Below are 14797 nucleotides of genomic sequence, written 5' to 3' on the forward strand. Positions count from 1 at the left end.
TTAGACAACGACACCTACCTGCTTGAGCATGTCAGCTCCGCGATCGATATAAGGATTTTTGTTCTGTTCCAATTCGTCGCGATAAATCCTGTAATAATCCTGCAAATGAACACGAAAAGCACCGCGGATCATGCGTCTTGAATGATGATCGTCAGCAAAAGCATGGCATAGTACACAGAGGCACCTGAGATTGGCAGGATCGTTATTCAGCTTGTCCCCATTCAAGTGATGAACATGCATGAATCGTCTGTCAATTCCTCGCTTGATCTTGACACCGCAGGACTCACAACGGTACTCAATACCCTTCCGATACTGTTCACTGATCCGATGCCAGTCGAGTGGATATCCATTTGCATCTGTCTTCGTATCTACGGGAATTGTGCATTCATCCCCATATGCTTCGACGAAAGCTCCCGAACTCTTCGCACCTCTGGCATCTCCCCCTGCGATACAGTTCTTACATAGCTGTAACTCGACTGGGCCAACCTCCTGTAGTGTACTCCGATCGATCAACAATACCTTCTTACCATTGCTCCAAAAGTACTGGTGGTCGAACTTCCCAGCCGCTTTCTTATCCTGGATGGTGATACAATCAATGAAATGAGCTTTCGGGTATCCAAATCTTCCAATATTCGCTTCTTTGATATAGAGGAAACCCCTTACCCGTTTCCCCTTCACCTTGAAGAACACACCACTCTGGTCAATCTCCGCAGTTCCAGCTTCCTGGTCGACAGAAAAATCCCGACGCAACACTTCGGCGTGATAATCCGACTCCACGATGTTCACACCACGGCCTTCGAGGAACTTTCGTAGCGCACGGAATGCATGAAGAGCAGTCATACTACAAGCTCCTCAAGAATTCTTCGACCACTTCATCACTCGTGGTCACAATTCTGAATTCCACGCGCCTCGAATACTCATTGTTTACCGGTCGGTTCGAGTAGGCGGTCAGTTCTTTGTTGTCGTCCAGTGTTCGACCGTATGAGAGTCCGTTCGAAGTGAGCCAAAACTGGAGCTGCTTCTCCTCCTCTCCTGTCAGCTGCCGGTATCGCGGCATGGCCCGAAGATATCGAAGTACCTCGGAGGAGCGGAGCTGAGAAAGAACCGTGTTGCTGATGTAGGAATCACCATAGAACCGTAACGCTGTCGTGTCCGTATGTCCTTCTATACGCACTTCTGAAATTCTGTCGGCATACTTGGGCTTCATGATGATGTCGAGATACCGGGGGAAAAAGTCATCGAGGATCGCTTTGAAACGCGGTGTCAGATCCGATCTGCCCGAGGCGAACAGCACTTCGGGATTCGTAAACTTGATAGAGAGGTCTCTATCCAGCTCTACGCCCCATTGCTTGAAATCGTCAGAAAACTCCTCGCGCAGAACGTCAAACAGTTCTGCTTTCACATCGCGGAATTCTTCAATGATTTTATTCCTCTCTTTCTGTTCCTGGTCGATCTCAACGATGTAGGAGATGGCAATGAACATGAACACGACCATAAGCGCAGTCATGATGTCTGAGAAGGATATCCATGGATTATGCGAGCCTGACATCATGCTTTCCCATTACCTTCATAATGCTTGACCATACTCTGAATACATGAATCGAGTTCTACGAGTGTATTATTCAGCATTTCATAGAAGCTCGTCCTCAATTCTTCCAGTTGCGTGTTGAGTGCGCCTGCGCCGTTTTTAATAATGGATACACCTTCCTGCATCTGTTCGCGCGTTTTCGACCAGAACTCCTGGTTGTAATCGCGTATCGCTTCGATTTCCTTGAGTCGATCAATGATCCTCTGAACCTGCTGCTTGAATGACTCTTCTCTCTGAATCCATTCAACAAGCTTGTCTGTTGCACCGTCGTACTTGATATTCGCCTGCTCCAGCCGCTTCACAACCTGTGACAGGTTGTGCGTGGTCGTCTTGAGACCGGTGTCTTCCGCCATCACTGCATGGATTTCCTTGAGTATATCACTAAGGTATCCGTCATTTTTCACAAGTCTTTCGGTACCGGTAGCAATCCCATCTATTTTACCACTGGCGGTTTCGAGCAGTGTACCGGCACTCTTCATGCTCGTCGTGAGCTGTTCCATCGCCTGCATGTTCTTCTGCTGCCAGTCGTTCATGTTCTTGACGCTCTGGTTCAATTCCTCGAAATTCTCTTTCACGAGGCGATCGATCAGTTCGGACATATGCTCATTGAACTGGCGGGTCGCAGCTTCCATGACATGCACCAAAGCTTCGGTGTTGTTCTTCGCAAGCAACTCACCAAGAGAGTTCATCTGCTCCGCGATATCCTTCTTTGTCTCGACAACCTGCTGCTTCAGCTCTTCGAGAGCTGCATTTGAACCATCCAATCGGCTGGCGAGATCGGAACCAACCTTTTCCGATTGCGCACGCAATGTCTCATTTGATTCGATGATCTTCTCGAGACTCGACTGCTGTTTTTTTACAGCATTCTGTCCCTCGATGCGTAGCTTTTTCAACTGAGTGATCAGGCTTGAATCCGTGTCACTGCCCAGTGTTTTGTTGAGTTCGTCGAGCTTCTGCGACTGTTCCCTGGAGCTGGCAACCAGATCTCCACTCATATCACTGAACTTCAGATTCAGATTCACCATCTGAGTGGAGAGACTGTCCTCAGAATCGCCAATGAGCGCTTTCTGAATGGCATCGAGGCGCCTGGACTGGTTAGTGTCGATATCGCGCAGAGTCCCGAGAATCCCACTAAGCGCATCAAGCTCATCGGAAACCTGTTCCCCTGAAGCTTCTTCCACACTTCGGTGAATCTGTGAAATGATAATGGAGAATATGACGGAGAGAAAGATACCAACCAGCGAAGTCATGAAAGCAGTTTTCAGTCCCTCGAGCAGCGTTGGTATACTCCCTGTTATATCGGCTACATTGAATTTCTGGAGTCCAAAGTAAATCCCCAGAAATGTACCAAAGACGCCAATAGTGGTAAAAATCGGAGGGATCGCATCGAGGAGTCTCTTGTTCGTCAGAGTCCCTGTACGGTATGTTTTTACGCAGTAATAGAAACTGAAAATGAACCAGACTACAAGAAGTGGATACGCAATAGACATCGAAGTAGAAAAACTCATTCAAAACCCATGATTGATTCACGACAACCGCGTAATGAGCTGCACGTCCCTTCAGAAATAAAACTGGCAAACGCTCTCACCACATAGTTTTTAATTGGAATTTCCCTCTTCATCCTTATCCCCGCATGGACCGCCACGTGACACCACAAAGCCCGCTCCGCATGCCGCGGCAGTCGCTTCAGGCACTGATCCGTCAAACAGAAATACAATAAGGCTCTCACCACGTACCCACCCAGGCGCTGGATCAAGTATTATAGTTATGGTCAAGAATATCTGAATCTGTTGGAATAGATGCAAGCACGCAGGCATTTTTTCGGGAAAGGAAGCATCGAAAAGCGGGAGATTGCTACATTTTTTCTCAGGATTGACGGGTTGCAGCGGCGACTCGGCAGGAACCGCCTCCCCGCAGATACTTTCTGCAATTTCACTCGTATGGCAGGTGTTTTTTGTAAAAAGAGCGTTTTCGCAGGCGTTATTTGTGGACTGCAGGTACTTTCGGCATCCCTGGTTTCTGCAGGACCTTCGTCCATCAGGCTTCCTGGGACGCGAGATCGGCCGACGTATGGCACAGGCGCTGCAACTGCCTCCGAGGCCGCAGGACTGGAACAATGCCCAGCTCATCACCTTTCTTCTCCAGTCCGGTGAAATCATGCCGGGGAACCTGCTTCTCGGATGCGGAAGCGCCGCACGGGCCCTCAGAACGTCCGAACAGGTCGTGGTTTATGCAGAAACTGCATATCCTGCCCTGGCGGAACTGGTTGTTCGTGGCGAAACGCCGGGTTCGGCGCACACCGGACAGCAGCCGAAGTTCACGGCGTGGAGACCGGATGTGGGACATGTTCTCGTAAAATTCTCCCCTGCTGACGAGAATGTGGTCGCACAGCGGTGGCGGGACTTGCTGATCGCTGAGCATCATGCGCTCGGAACTTTGCGGCATGAAGGACTCCCAGCCGCAGAGACGCGGCTCGTGTTTTCCGAGGGACGCGTTTTCCTGGAATCCAGACGCTTCGATCGCGCGGGGTGGAACGGACGCTGCCCGATGTTCTCGCTGGGAGTCGTGGATGCGGAATTTGCTGCCAGTGGCGGGAGTTGGTATCAGTCCGCCCGCACAATGCATGAGGCCGGACTGCTATCACGTGAGGACCTTGACACCATCGCCCTCCTGCAGTCCTTCGGCGATGCCATCGGCAATACCGATATGCACTTCGGCAACCTGAGTCTGGCTCCCGAACCTGCGGGTTTCCGGCTCCTCCCCGTCTACGACATGGTGCCCATGGCGCTGGCACCCCGGCAGGGCGAACTTCCTCCCCTCAACCGATTCCACCCACAGCTGCGGGAAAATCTACCCGTGGATACCGATCGCATATCGCGGCTGGCCGCTCGGTTCTGGGAAGCCATTGCCGCGGATGCGCATTGCTCGGAGGGGTTCAGGGAGATGGCGGCCCTGCTCGTTAGGTCCTGAATAATCCGGAATCCCCAAGGCTCAAAATGAGCGAGATGAGTATCACTCCCCACACTCCCAGGAAAACGATCACGGTGTGATTGCCTTCAATGTCCAGGCTGCTGACGGCGTGGAGCGGGAGACGTGCTGCGCTTTCTCCTTCGGCGCTTCCGTTTGAAGCGGGCAGACGCACGATCGCGGTGGGACGGCCTTCCTCATACGCGATGCGATACTCCCCGGCGCGGAAAACTTGCTCTCCAAAACTGCCGTATGCGGTGATGTCGCGATCATATGCGACAGCGATGATAGCGCTGGTCCGTGATCAGAACCGGTGTGCGAAGCGCACACCGAGTGAAAACACGTTGTTCTCGTGAAGGATGTCGTCGCCGAAAAGCAGTGACGGTGAAACGTACAGCAGGTCGCGGGGATTCAGATGCCAGCGCACTGCTGCACCCACGATGACCTGCATGTGACTGAGCAGGTCGATATCCTCATTCGCCAGCACCTGCAGGATACCAGCGTATGTATATTCAGCATCGCCGCCGAATTCATATTCGTTGAAGAAGGAAAGGGCTTCGAAGCCACCGCGGCGGACCTCGAAGGAAATGGCATGCCGGTAACCATCCTTTCCGAACAGAATGTCTGCGGAGTGCTCGACAAATACGATATTCTGTTCGTAGTTCTGTTCAATGGAGGGACGCAGGGACTCATGCCTGTCCCAGTCGAATTTCCGATCCCCGATCGCGATGATCTCGCGCACATGCGCGGTGGGAGAGATGTAGAGATCCAATCCGAGTCCGAACAGATCCATGTTTGTTTCCACACTCCGGTACGCACTGAGTTCACTGTTCGAGAACTCACGGATTTCGTGTACGTAAACGAACCCCAATCCGAGGTTCTCATTCAGCAAACCGCTCCCGTAACTGCGGAAACGGTACGCAGAATGATCCAGCACTTCATCGTCGGTGAAGGCACCGGCCGTCATGGTAAATGCGACGCGGCTCCGCGGCTCAAGCCGTTTCGCAACAATGGTACTGTGCGCGGCATCATGCTGCAGACCCTCGAGAATATACTCTCCGTCGAGATTGAGGGTATATGTCGAGAAAGGAGAAACGTCCGTCCCCAGCCCCAGTTCGAAATGATACGGGTCCTGCTGCGCATACCCCGTAGCGGTCAAGAGAACAATAGTGATCAGCGTTAATGTGTGCTTCAACATTTCCCTCCTTGTGGTTAGTGCGCAGCATGGAAAGATTGAAGGATGGAATCATGGAAATATGGCATCGGTGTCATATTTCCATTTTCCATCATTCCATTTTTCTATCCCCGTCAGGGGTGGTATGCATCATGCAGGTGCTCGGTGCCGAATTTCTGATCGTCGAGGATGTAGCGGGTGGCGGTGGAACGTCCCTGGCGACGCAGCCAGCCGGCCAGCACCAGCTCGCCCAGCTCACGCGTGGCAACCGAAGGAGTCACGTCGAAGCGCTCCGCGTATTCCCTCCGCGCAATATCCCCGTGCTTGAGTACATGCCGCACGGCATTCTTCTGCCGCGTATTCATGATCGGATCATGCGCCAACCGCTGCCGCAGCGTGAGCGGCGGTCCGTCTATGTCAATCTTTTTCATACGGTTCCGGATAGTTCTGCAGTTTCTTCTCCGATTATAGGACTTCCCCGCCATGTATGCAAGAGAGAAAACGTGCCTCGTCCCCGATGCAATCAGGACCGAGGCTCCCGCCCCCGCGAAGCGGGGTCCCGCGCCGAACGAAGTGAGGCTCCCGCGTGCCGTCAGGCGCTCCCGCGCTGAGGTCCCGATGAAATCGGGAACGAGGCTCAAGCGTGCCGCGCCTCTGTCCGCCATAGCTTGAGCAAAGCGAAAGCGAAGGTGGAAGCGGCACATACTTGACATCGGGTGTTAAAATGACTATGTTCGCCAGTAACCCTTCCAATCGCTCTATAAGTGCCGAAAAAACTTATCTTTACGTCCGCATAATCGGATAATCCGCACCTATTATCTTCCTAATTCGGGTATTGTCCAGGAGGCACGGACATGAGCGATTCTGTATCCCCTACGAGAAGACGTACACTCATCTGGCTGCTGCGTACCAGCGGCACCGCGCTGTTTGCTGCGCTGGTATACCCGGTGATGGCGTATCTGAAACCGCCGAAAGTCACCGGCGATGCCGTATCCAGCGTCAGGGTGGGCGCAATCGATGATTTCACACCGGCGAGCGGTACGCTGTTCCGCTTCGGTAACAGGCCGGGTATCCTCATACGGTATGAGGACGGCAGTTTCCGCGCGTTTTCCGCGACATGTACGCACCTCGACTGCACGGTGCAGTTCAAGAAGGACGCTGGCATCATCTGGTGTGCATGCCACAACGGAAAGTACGATCTCAACGGCAGAAACATAGATGGTCCCCCGCCGCGTCCGCTCGATGAATTCGACGTCATCGAGAAAGGCGGCGAGGTGTTTGTCACGGAAGCTTGATCATAAATCCGGAGTACGGCATGAGCACGAGACGAGAGGCAATGCGGCAATGGCTGAATGACCGGATGGACCTGGACGCCGTCGTGTCCTTTGCAAAAAAGAAGACGGTACCGGCGCATCGGCATTCTGTCTGGTATTACTTCGGAGGTGTGACGCTGTTCCTCTTCATCATCCAGGTGGTTTCTGGCATCCTGCTGCTGTTCTACTACCGTCCGGGAGAGGACACTGCCTTTGAAAGCATACGCTTCCTCATGAGCAAGGTGCATTTCGGGTGGCTGATACGTTCCGTGCACAGCTGGTCGGCCAACCTCATGGTGCTCGCGGCCGCGGTTCATATGTTCAGCGTCTACCTCACCCGCGCCTACCGGCGTCCCAGGGAAATCACCTGGGTTACCGGTGTCCTCCTCTTCTACCTCTCCCTCGCATTCGGCTTCAGTGGTTATCTGCTGCCCTGGAATGAGCTGGCATACTTTGCGACGAAGGTGGGAACGGACATCGCGGGGAGTGTGCCGTTCGTCGGCGGACCCATCATGGAACTGCTGCGGGGCGGCGAACAGGTGTCAGGCGCCACGCTCTCGCGCTTCTTCGGCTTTCACGTCGCACTTTTCCCGGCAATCTTTACCGTTCTGCTCGCCATTCACTTGCTCATGGTGCAGCGACAGGGCATGAGCTCTCCGATTGGGGAAGAAAAAAATCCCAAGGCCCGCAGCATCCCGTTTTTCCCCAACTTCTTCCTTCGTGATGTACTGCTCTGGCTCATCGTCCTCAACATCCTCGCCATTCTCGCCGTGTTCTTCCCCTGGGAACTGGGCGTCAAAGCGGATCCCTTCGCGGCCGCCCCGGCGGGCATCGTCCCCGAATGGTATTTCCTGTTCATGTTTCAGGTGCTGAAGCTGCTTCCCGCACATGTGCTTTTCCTGGAAGGAGAAGTGTTTGGTGTGCTGCTGTTCGGTACGGCGATGACGCTGTGGATTTTCATTCCTTTCTTCGACCGCCAATCGCAGAAGGGACAGCGAGGCCGCCTGTTCACGATCATCGGATTGGCCGTGATCATCTTCATCCTGTTTTTCACCATTCTCGGATGGGTGATGCTATGAGATACTTCCAGCAAAGACTCCTTCGTATCCTGCTCGCACTCTCCATCCCCATGGCGGCACTTGTCGTCCCGACGATGCTGCCTGCGCAGCAGGACGAATGCTTCACCTGTCACCAGATGATGGACGGCGATGCCGCCACAGCTTTCGTTTCCGATGTCCACAGGTCCGCAGGACTCACCTGCGCGTCATGTCACGGCGGCGATGCCACAACCGATGACATGGAAGAGGGGATGAGCAAGGCAAGGGGCTTTATCGGCGTCCCCACCGGGGAAAGCATCTCCGCCCTCTGTGGGAAATGCCACGATGATGCGGAAACCATGGAACGCTACGGGTATGAGGGTCCGACGGGACAGCTGACGTCGCTTCGCGGGAGTGCACACAGTCAGCAGGCGGGCACGACAGTCACGCTGCTGCTGCAGTGCACCGACTGCCATGGCGCGCACGGCATCCGTCATCCCGAAGATGCCGCTTCCCCCGTCTCTGCGTTGCGCGTTACCTCGCTCTGTGCCTCCTGTCATGCGGATCCCTCCTACATGCGCCGCTACAATCCTTCCCTGCCGACGGATCAGCTCGCCAAATACCGTACAAGCGTCCATGGCGAGCAGAACCTGCAGGGAAATACCAGGACGGCGACATGCAACGATTGCCATAGTGCACACGACATTCGTCCCGCGGAGGAAAGTACATCCAGCACGAACGCCTTGAACCTCCCGCAGACCTGCGGGCGATGTCATGCCAGTGCTGAGTACATGCGGGGTACGGGACTGCCGACGACACAGGTCGCGGAATTCCGCAGCAGTGTGCACGGCAAGGCATTGCTCGAGAAACGGGATATGAGTGCGCCTTCATGTAATGACTGTCACGGAAACCATGGCGCCGCGCCACCGAGCGTGCAGTCGATTTCCAACGTCTGCGGGACATGTCACGCGATGAACGCCGAGCTGTTCCGCGAAAGTCGGCACAACACCGAGTTTGCGCGGCTGGACAAACCGGAATGCGAAACCTGTCATGGCAATCACGCTGTGCAGCCGGCAACCGAAAAGCTGCTTGCACTCGATGCCGGCTCTCCGTGTGCATCCTGCCACGGAAAAGACCGCGCGCCCGAAGGATACCGCGCAGCGAAGCGTATGCGTTTGCTGCTCGACAGCCTGATGCTGACCATGCATGAAGCGGAAGTGCAGCTGGATGCCGCCGAACAGAAGGGGATGGAAATTGACGACATCCGTTTCGCACTGAGAGACGCGCGGCAGGCACGCCTGCAATCCCGCACTGCCATACACGCCTTTTCACTCCCGAAGTTCGAGGAGGTCGTCGATCCCGGACTGCGTATCGCGCGCCAGGCACTGAAGGACGCCAGCGCCGCGAACGAGGATTACTATTACCGGCGGTACGGACTCGCCGTCGTGACACTCATCATCACACTGACCATCATTTTTCTCGCGCTCTACATTCGCCGCATTGAACAACGGCAGAAAGCGGAGCATCATGCATCGGGTGAGCCCACGTCCACCTGATCGCATCCGGTACATGCTTGAACCCGGATGATTCATATACAGAGGTATCCCATGAACACTGATCATGCAGAACACGAAGACCGCATGCTGGAGACCATCGAACAGCTCGATGCAAGGCTCAAGCGCATTGAACGTGCCGTTGAAACGCTGCCCGAGGAACAGGCGGCGGCATTCAAGTCGATCATAGACGACGAAGCGGCTCCGTCACCGGAGCCACGCGATGATACCGAAGGACTCGAGTACCGTATCGGACGCATCTGGCTGCCACGCATCGGCGTCGTCATTCTCACGCTCGGACTCGTATTCTTCCTGACGCTCCCGCTTGACGTCCTGCCCGCGTTGGTAGGCAACAGTATGGGATTCGTCTTCGCCGTCGTCATCATGGCCATGTCCCTGATCTGGCGAAAACAGCTGCCCCAGTTTTCGCGTGCCCTCATCGGCGGCGGCATGCTCCTGCTCTTCTTTGCAGCTCTGCGCATGCACTATTTCAGTCCCGATCCCCTCATCGTCAGCACCACTGCCGAGTTCATCTTCTTGCTTTTGATTACAGGAATAAACCTGCTGCTCAGTCTGCGACAGAACTCGGTGTACCTCGCCACGATGGCGCTCGCAATGGGTTACGTGACAGCGCTGACCAGTACGGACAGCTGGATTCTCCTTGCGGGAATTGCCACCATGTCTGTCATCACCGTCAGCCTCGCGACCTGGCGACAGTGGCAGAGCATGCTGACATCCGGTCTCATTTTCGCCGTCCTTTCTCATTTTCTCTGGAGCATCAACAATCCCCTCTTCGGGGGAGAGGCCACGCTGCTCACCGAGCCGTACGCGAACATATTCTTCCTCTTTTTCTACGTGGCGCTCTTCGGTTTCGCGAACGTCAGCATGGCGCAGCGCAGCGGTGACAAAAACATGGAAGTGGTCACCGCCTTCTTCAATACCACGATGCCGCTGCTGGTGCTGATGTTTCTCAGTTTTGGCCCCTTTCGTGCACAGTTCGCCACCTCGCAGCTCTTCATGTCCATCGTCTACCTCGCGCTGGCCGTGGGCACCTGGCGCGGCACCCAGCAGCGATTTTCCGTCTTCTTCTACACCATGGCGGGCAATCTCGTGCTGACCGCAGCCATTTTCGAGCAGTTCGAGACGCCGAATGAATTTCTGTGGCTTTGCCTCCAGAGCTTCCTCGTCATTTCCATGGCGATCTGGTTCCGTTCCCGCATCATTGTCGTAACGAATTTCGTGATCTTCCTCGGCGTGTTCATCGCCTATCTCGTACTCGCTCCCTCGATCAACGGCATCAGTCTCGCCTTCGGTTTCGTCGCGATCGCCAGCGCGCGTATCATGAACTGGCAGCGCGATCGCCTGGAACTGAAAGCCGATATGCTGCGCAACGCATATCTGCTCACGGCCCTGTTCATCTTTCCCTACGCCTTCCATCACCTGCTCCCTGCAGGATATGTCAGTCTGAGCTGGGTCGCTGTTGGTGCATTTTACTACCTGATGAGCAAGCTGCTCAAGAATTTCAAGTATCGCTGGATGGCGCTTACCACGCTGCTCGCAGCCGTCGTGCACCTGATGGTCGTCGGAACCACCAGCTTTGAGCCCACATACAGAATTGTCTCATTTATCGTGCTCGGCCTCGTGTTGCTCGCCGTCTCCCTGTGGTATTTCAAAACGAGCACGCGCGAGTCCACCAGTGACGATGACCATATCGCCCCGAGCGATCCGCCTCCCGCCATCCATTAGCGGCTTCGCCGCGCGGGTGCGGCTTCGCCGCGCGGGTGCGGCTTCGCCGCGCTTGCGTTCCGCTTCGCGGAACGCGGGAGCCTCGCTTCGCTCGGCGCTGGAACTCGTTCAGCAGAGCTGAACTCGCGCGTGACCCCGCTTCGCGGGGAAACGCCAATATCTGCATACTCCGGACAAAGTCAGGGTTTCAAGCGTCGCGAAGCGACTTCCGCGTGCGAAGCACTCACGCGCCGAGGCCCCGATGAAATCGGGGACGAGGCTCCCGCGCGCCGCCTCCGTCCGCCGAAGCTTGAGCGAAGCGAGAGCGAAGGAGGAAGGCGCTCACGCGCCGAGCAAAGCGAGGCTCAGGCGCTCACGAGCTCAAAGATCATGAAGCAACTGTCGTCGGTGAGGGGACTCCAATCATAGCCACCCCATTCGTTGCTGATGCGGAGGTTGGCGCGTGAGGCGAGTTCCGCGAACTCATCCTTTGCATAGACGCGGTATCTGGGAGTGAAGATACGTTTGCGATGCAAAACGCCATCGACGTCATACTCTTCGTAGAGCTGGTAGCTGGTCCCGACATTGGTTTCGGCATCGAACGTGCGGGCATTCCAGAACAGCATACGGTTCCCGTTTTTCATCTCGGTATCGGTGACGAGGCGCAGCGCACGCGCCGCAACGGTATCCTGCTTCCCTGGATTATGCAGCGTTATGATGGCGCGTCCCCCCTCCCCGATATGTGCCCTCACGCCGCGTAGTGTGGCTGTGACGTCACAGCTATCGGTCAGTTCCTGCAGCGACTGAAAGGGAATGATGACCAGGGGGAAGGTGCGTCCCAGTTCCAGCTCACGCATGTCGGACACAACCGTCTCCACTTCCAGTTTCGCCTCCCGTGCCTTGTTGCGCAGCCGCTCGAGCTGATGATAGGCAACATCCACCGCCGTGATACGCACTCCCTCCCTGAGGAGCGGCAATGTTACGCGTCCCGTTCCCGCCGTAATTTCCAGCACTTTATCAACACCGGCGCACTCCTTTTTCCAGAATGCGATATCGTAATCGGCGGTGACATACAGGTCGTACAAATCTGCGATTCGGTCGTAATTGTTCAGCATGAAATACCCCTGATTTGTCGATGAATCGTCGCAACATCGTATACCGTCAAATACGATTTCCCTGATAAAAGATCAAGAGGGCATGAGATATTCCGATAAGGTACTCTTGACATCTTATTGAGAAATCACTATTTAGCAGGCAAATATTTGACATAAGCATCTATTTCCACTCTCAGCAGATGAAGCATCTCGCCGGAAGGCGAGGCAGGACTTTACGATTGGTGCATCTCCTACTGGCACGCGATGCATCACAGATACAACACTCCGCACCTCTTCATTGCAGCACCTCCGCGCAGCGTCAACGCCACGCTGCCCGTCCCCTGTATCCAAACATTGCTTTCACTCCCTGATTGAGAGGTTCTCATGAAACATCTGACGCTGCTGTTCGTTGCAGTCACACTGCTTGCCACTGCCTGCTCCAATCCTGACAACGACGCTGCCGCCGGTGACAGCACCGACGCTGTTCAGGCCGCAGGCGTGAGCGAATTTCCCATGATGACGAAGGATGCGTACGCCCCCTGGGCGAAAATGCAGAGCGAGGCATACAGCTCCGTGCATCCTGCGGATGCGCCACGTGCCGCCGATATCGACATCCCCCCCTTCCCTGAATCATTCATTATTTCAAGCGGCACCGTAGGCGAGGACAATGCGAAGATGCGCTTCGTCGTTCTCATCTGCACCGATGCTCCTGAAGCTGTGCAGCAGTTCTACCTGCGTGAGCTGGTAGACGGACGCGGATGGAATTATGCGGATCAGTACAGTGTCTTCCAGCCCGGTACCGGAAATGATTTTATCGTCAAGAACACACCCTTCGTTTCCATCACTTCCCTGAATCCGCACGCCGAGGAAATGCGCTTCGTGGACAAAGCTTTTGCGAAAAACTTTATCACACGCATACAGGTGACGTATAAGTAGCTCCTCCTGACAGGGACGTGCAGCCGCAACGGGGCGACACTTGACAACCTCAGATGATATTCGTATGCTGATGTGTCTTTCCACACCATATACTATTGACCAGAGGAGGTGCCGGTATGGCCAGCAAGGAAGTACTCCGTACAGATCCCATCCCCGGAGAATGGTTCGAAATCGCTTTTCGAGACGGATCGAAGTACAAAATCCAGGTTGCGTTTGAGGATGTGGAGGAAATCAGCGAAGGTTCTTTTGTGTTCGAACTGCTCGTGCTCAATACGACGGATTTCCTCCGCGCAGCGATCAAATCCAATCCCAACGGTGCATTTCCGGATGACTATTACGGACAGGTCAATTCAGGCAGCTTCTGCGCACATGTCAATGAATTTCCCGAAACCGGAATATCGAATATCGCGTACGATGACTTTTCAACGAGACTGTGTTCAGAAGAAATTCCGATTCACAGCGATTGGCACTGGGTCAACGACATCGGGGATGACAATTTCCACGTCATCCTTCTCGAATTCAGCAAGGCCGTCTCGGGAACCGGTGCATGTACAGGCCTGAAACCGGAGGCTGCTGGTGATGACCCGACAGTGACCGCCGGTCCTGTGGACTCAGTATCAAAATCCGTTTTCTACCCCATTCCAGAGGACGGAAGCGACGACGACCGAAAGAAGCTGCGCAAGAAGAAAGTTGTGGTCATCTGGAAAATGGCCTGAATCTACTTCGGGACTATGAGCGTCCTGCACCCGGTGATATCCCCCGCATATCACCGGGTTTTCTTTACTCAGGTTGCTTATAAATCCTGATATTCGTATGCTCTGATGTTATTTCCATCCCAGACATCTTACTACAGAGGAGGCGTACCATGGCGTATCAGCTCGACCAATACTACGATTTCACATTCGGTAGTCTCGGAGCACAGAGAATCAAGGTCACGCTGTGTGACAGTTCCAAAGCCGATGCTGACCATTTCGTGTTTGCGCAGGAGCACACAAAGTCGGCGACGAAGAGTTTCAAAGCACGTATACATGGATCAGGCGCGGATGCAGACTATTCCCTTGTAAACGATGGGAAGTGCTGCTTCACGCCTCCACCCTGCACCGCGACGACGACCCCGGACGGCGAAATCATCTCTGCCCCCATTGAGATCTTAGCAGATGATCAGTGGGTATTCGTGGAAGTACCGCCTGGCGACGGCGGCGACGAGACCAAGGTGACACTGCATTTGTATTTCAGGATGGCAAATGAGCCGATTGACCCCTGCGATCCGGATGCGGGCACCCCTCCAGACGAAACCGGGGATGGACCCGCAGTGTTCGTCACCAGCATACCGATTGGAGAAGACAAGAAATTGAAACAGAAGAAGGTCAAGGTTCTCTGGCCGGCGGATACTGCCAAGTAACACCTGGC

The 14797-nt window shown here is 54.7% G+C and carries 14 protein-coding genes; 8 read left to right on the forward strand and 6 right to left on the reverse strand.

Going from position 1 to position 14797, the window contains the following annotated elements:
• The 3 genes from KQI65_09860 to KQI65_09870 are packed head-to-tail and all read right to left on the reverse strand — an operon-like array spanning position 1 to position 3096.
• On the reverse strand, positions 1 to 840 hold the full coding sequence (locus KQI65_09860) for an HNH endonuclease (protein ID MCB2205042.1): 840 nt from the start codon (positions 838 to 840) through the stop codon (positions 1 to 3).
• Between the two features lies 1 nt (position 841).
• Positions 842 to 1552, reverse strand: a complete 711-nt coding sequence (locus KQI65_09865) for an OmpA family protein (GenBank protein MCB2205043.1) — start codon at positions 1550 to 1552, stop codon at positions 842 to 844.
• Positions 1549 to 3096 carry a MotA/TolQ/ExbB proton channel family protein gene (locus KQI65_09870; protein MCB2205044.1) on the reverse strand — a complete coding sequence of 516 codons (1548 nt, stop codon included), beginning with the start codon at positions 3094 to 3096 and terminating at the stop codon, positions 1549 to 1551. Before KQI65_09870 ends, KQI65_09865 begins: the two co-directional genes overlap by 4 nt.
• Before the next feature lie 478 nt (positions 3097 to 3574).
• Here KQI65_09870 and KQI65_09875 point away from each other — a divergent pair, with 478 nt between their 5' ends.
• The gene (locus KQI65_09875) at positions 3575 to 4558 is read left to right on the forward strand and encodes a HipA domain-containing protein (GenBank protein MCB2205045.1); all 984 of its coding nucleotides are present in this window, start codon (positions 3575 to 3577) and stop codon (positions 4556 to 4558) included.
• Positions 4559 to 4859: 301 nt separating this feature from the next.
• On the opposite strand, the gene KQI65_09880 is transcribed toward KQI65_09875, so the two are convergent.
• Together KQI65_09880 and KQI65_09885 are read right to left on the reverse strand one after the other, a co-directional pair.
• A complete protein-coding gene (locus KQI65_09880; protein ID MCB2205046.1) occupies positions 4860 to 5750 on the reverse strand; it encodes a hypothetical protein in 891 nt (296 codons plus the stop codon).
• Between the two features lie 113 nt (positions 5751 to 5863).
• A complete protein-coding gene (locus tag KQI65_09885; protein ID MCB2205047.1) occupies positions 5864 to 6160 on the reverse strand; it encodes a hypothetical protein in 297 nt (98 codons plus the stop codon).
• Between the two features lie 423 nt (positions 6161 to 6583).
• Here KQI65_09885 and KQI65_09890 point away from each other — a divergent pair, with 423 nt between their 5' ends.
• The 4 genes from KQI65_09890 to KQI65_09905 are packed head-to-tail and all read left to right on the forward strand — an operon-like array spanning position 6584 to position 11378.
• Positions 6584 to 7024, forward strand: a complete 441-nt coding sequence (locus KQI65_09890) for a Rieske (2Fe-2S) protein (protein MCB2205048.1) — start codon at positions 6584 to 6586, stop codon at positions 7022 to 7024.
• Between the two features lie 41 nt (positions 7025 to 7065).
• The gene (locus KQI65_09895; GenBank protein ID MCB2205049.1) at positions 7066 to 8121 is read left to right on the forward strand and encodes a cytochrome bc complex cytochrome b subunit; all 1056 of its coding nucleotides are present in this window, start codon (positions 7066 to 7068) and stop codon (positions 8119 to 8121) included.
• A complete protein-coding gene (locus KQI65_09900; protein ID MCB2205050.1) occupies positions 8118 to 9635 on the forward strand; it encodes a cytochrome c3 family protein in 1518 nt (505 codons plus the stop codon). The genes KQI65_09895 and KQI65_09900 overlap by 4 nt, the downstream gene beginning before the upstream one ends.
• A 51-nt stretch (positions 9636 to 9686) precedes the next feature.
• On the forward strand, positions 9687 to 11378 hold the full coding sequence (locus tag KQI65_09905) for a DUF2339 domain-containing protein (GenBank protein ID MCB2205051.1): 1692 nt from the start codon (positions 9687 to 9689) through the stop codon (positions 11376 to 11378).
• Between the two features lie 344 nt (positions 11379 to 11722).
• Here the strand turns inward: KQI65_09905 and KQI65_09910 are convergent, their stop codons facing one another.
• The gene (locus KQI65_09910) at positions 11723 to 12472 is read right to left on the reverse strand and encodes a class I SAM-dependent methyltransferase (GenBank protein MCB2205052.1); all 750 of its coding nucleotides are present in this window, start codon (positions 12470 to 12472) and stop codon (positions 11723 to 11725) included.
• A 363-nt stretch (positions 12473 to 12835) separates the two neighbouring features.
• Here KQI65_09910 and KQI65_09915 point away from each other — a divergent pair, with 363 nt between their 5' ends.
• The 3 genes from KQI65_09915 (at position 12836) to KQI65_09925 (ending at position 14789) form a co-directional block, all read left to right on the forward strand.
• Positions 12836 to 13387, forward strand: a complete 552-nt coding sequence (locus KQI65_09915) for a hypothetical protein (protein ID MCB2205053.1) — start codon at positions 12836 to 12838, stop codon at positions 13385 to 13387.
• Positions 13388 to 13503: 116 nt separating this feature from the next.
• Positions 13504 to 14103 carry a hypothetical protein gene (locus KQI65_09920; protein ID MCB2205054.1) on the forward strand — a complete coding sequence of 200 codons (600 nt, stop codon included), beginning with the start codon at positions 13504 to 13506 and terminating at the stop codon, positions 14101 to 14103.
• 149 nt (positions 14104 to 14252) lie between these two features.
• Positions 14253 to 14789, forward strand: coding sequence for a hypothetical protein (locus tag KQI65_09925; GenBank protein ID MCB2205055.1), 537 nt, complete (start codon positions 14253 to 14255; stop codon positions 14787 to 14789).
• Positions 14790 to 14797 lie beyond the last annotated feature (8 nt).

Source organism: bacterium (assembly GCA_020444325.1).
GTDB lineage: Bacteria > Bacteroidota > Ignavibacteria > SZUA-365 > SZUA-365 > BM516.